3 protein-coding genes are annotated in these 2736 nt (G+C 68.5%); 1 reads left to right on the top strand and 2 read right to left on the bottom strand.

Translation table 11 applies throughout. The annotated features are described in order from the left end of the window. Window positions 1-164 precede the first annotated feature (164 nt). Window positions 165-674 carry a pyridoxamine 5'-phosphate oxidase family protein gene (locus P3W85_RS11935; protein ID WP_017230989.1) on the bottom strand — a complete coding sequence of 170 codons (510 nt, stop codon included), beginning with the start codon at window positions 672-674 and terminating at the stop codon, window positions 165-167. Window positions 675-918: 244 nt separating this feature from the next. On the opposite strand from P3W85_RS11935, the gene P3W85_RS11930 reads away from it, so the two are divergent. Continuing rightward, window positions 919-1491: a hypothetical protein gene (locus tag P3W85_RS11930; protein WP_276264946.1), complete on the top strand. Its 573-nt coding sequence runs from the start codon at window positions 919-921 to the stop codon at window positions 1489-1491. Between the two features lie 16 nt (window positions 1492-1507). Here P3W85_RS11930 and P3W85_RS11925 read toward each other — a convergent pair. Continuing rightward, the coding region (locus P3W85_RS11925) for a cytochrome-c peroxidase (RefSeq protein ID WP_276264945.1) at window positions 1508-2736 on the bottom strand (1229 nt) is incomplete at its 5' end.

Below are 2736 nucleotides of genomic sequence, written 5' to 3'. Positions count from 1 at the left end.
CTTGTCTTGTTCTTGTCTTGTTCTTGTTCTTGTTTTAATCCTGTGTATCGGTGCGCAGGACAGGCCGATGGCTCGATGGAGCCTATGTCCGATCCAACCCGATGTCAATTTGGCTGTGGCGAAGACGGGCTTCGCCCGGGCAATCGCATCGCCCTTCCTGGCCGCTAGGCCTGCTTCTCCCAAAGCCCATCCATCATCACCGGGTAAGCCACCGGCCTGAAGGCAGTGAACCGGATGTCCCGCACATGGGTGAAGCTCGACCAGAGCATCCGCGTCCCCTTCAGCCAGCGCGAGCCTTTCACGCGGGCCTCGATTTGCTGCAACTCGGCCTGCGTTGCCGGGCGCAACGGACCCACGGTGCCATAGAGACGCACGCCCGGAGGCTGGCGAAAGCGGCCGGCCAGCAGCGAGCGAAACCAGAAGCCCTTGCCGGAGTCGACTGCCATCAGGCAGACCCGGTCGCTATGCGCGAGGTTGGCGGCCAGCGTGCTGGTGTAGCGGTCGAAGAAGAAGGCGGTCTGGTCCGCGCGCGGGAAGACCGTGCCGATGGGGGTGACCGTGGGCATGCCGTCCGCTCCCACGCTGGCCAGCGCGCAGTACAGGGAGGATCGCTGTCCGCGCTCGATGACGTCGCGGATGGTAGGCCATGCATCGGCAAGGGAGGAGGGCTGCATATCGGGATCCGTCGGGCACGATCGGGCTGACCGCGGCGACCATCTTATCGCGGGTGTCTCCTTTGTGGCGCGCTGCCCAGGCACGGCCAGCCTGCCGGCGGTCCGCGCACGGGAGCGGGGCTGGCGTTCCCATTGCCATGCCTGTTTGCCGGTCCGGAGGGCATCGCGCCGCGGACATTCCCCAGCAGCGCAAGTCACGGCAACGCGCGTATCCTCTGGCGATAGCCTACTTTCCCGCACTGCCATGTCGAAAGTCTGCAAAGCTGCCATCCCGCTCGGCGCGGCCTCGCTCGCGGCGTTCGCGCTGGGTGGCTGCATCTCGCACTACCGGGTCGAGACCGGCACGCCCGCTGCCCGCGTGCGGCTGGTGACCAATACCGATGACAACACCACTTTCAGCGTGGTGGATGCGGACCAGTGCCCCAGGCCGCCCAAGCCTGCCCTGCTGGCTGCGACGGGGCGGCAGATGACGGCGCTGGGCAAGGAAGCGGACCTGGGGATGTCGGGGCAGTCGCCCGAGCCTCCCAGCCGCACGCGCGAGCGGTGGCTGGTGGCCAGCCACCGTATCTACCTCACTGCCGCGGCGGTTTCGGCTGCCGGCGATCAGCCCTACCGATGCGCGATCGGGGTGTCTTTCGTGCCGCTGCCGGGCTGGCAGTACGAGCTCCGCTACCTGCGCAATGCCGCCGCAAAGCATTGCGCGGGGCAGGTGCTGCGCCTGGTGCAGGGGGAAGCGGGCACGATCGTGCGCGTGCCCGATCCTACGCAACAGGTCTTCCGCGGGTTTGAGGCGGACGCCGTCTGCGCGGCGCAGTGAGGCTCGCGCGCCAGCGCTAGGGCCGCCCGGCGCTGGCACCCGGCATGAGGCCGGCGTAGGGCGCATCGGTCAGCGTGCGCAGGAAGGCCACGATATCGTCGATCTCGCTTTCCGTCAGTGCCGGCGCCAGCCCCGGCCGCCGGTTCATCGGCGTCGAGTTGACATTGATATTGCCCCGGTAGGCCGCCGGCACGTCATCGAACGTCTTGCCGCCGCGATACCACTTGCCCGGGTCGGTGGAGCGCGTGTTGTAGAACGCCACCGCATCGCGCAGCGTGGTGAACACGCCGTTGTGCATGAAACTCTGCCTTACCGCGACATTGCGCAGCCCGGGCGTGCGGATGTAGCCGCACCATTGCGCCGGCTCGGGCCAGCGCAGGCGGCGGGCGGTATCGCACAAGCCGTTGTCGAAATGCCTGGGGTCGCGGTTGGCGGCCAGGGCACGGTTGCGGGGCACGGCGATGGCGTCATAGCCAAAATCCGTGAAGAGCGAGCGCTCGGGCCGGCTGGCGGTGTCCGACAGCGTGTGGCAGCTCATGCAGTTGCCCTTGTCCGGATTCTTGAACAAGGCCAGGCCGCGCGTTTCCGCCGTCGAAAGCGGCGTGCGGCGGCGCAGGTAGTCGTCGAAACGGGAACTAAAGGGCGCCATCTCGTCGCTCTGCAGATAGGCCTCCAGAGCCTTGCCAAGCGCCAGCACCATCTGCTCGGGATCGGTCCGCACGGCGGGACCGAAGCGCGCCGCCAGCGCGGGAGCCAGTTCGGTACTGTCGACCTTGCGCAGCAGGCTGGCAGGGGTGCCGTTGTTCATCTCGTTCGGGTCGAACAAGGGACCGCGCGCCTGCTCGGCCAGGGTGTCGGCGCGGCCGTCGGCGAACAGGCCACCGAAGGGCGAGGGATAGGGCGCGTCATCGTCCTGGTAGAAGTGCCGGCGCGGCACGTAGCGCACGTACAGCAGCGAGGGCGCATTGCGCAGGCTGAATCGCCCGGGCCGGCTGCCCTCGGGCACGTGCGGGCCGGCCAGCGATGCGGGTGACAGCGTTGGCGCGAAGGCGCGCGCCGGGTCGTGGCAGCCGGCGCAGGACATGCCGCGCGGCTCGGACAGGCGCGTATCGAAGAAGATGCGCTTGCCCAGCGCGGCCAGTGCCGCATCGGGGCGGAATACGGCGGTGGCGGGGTCTACCTTGACGGCGGCGTTCGGGGTGCCGTTGCCGACGATGTTCACCACGCCCGCCGGGGGAGCGCCGG

This window comes from Cupriavidus basilensis (assembly GCF_029335485.1).
Taxonomy (GTDB): domain Bacteria; phylum Pseudomonadota; class Gammaproteobacteria; order Burkholderiales; family Burkholderiaceae; genus Cupriavidus; species Cupriavidus basilensis_E.
The sequence above is the reverse complement of the archived record's forward strand: the minus strand, read 5'-3'. Positions and strand labels throughout refer to the sequence as shown.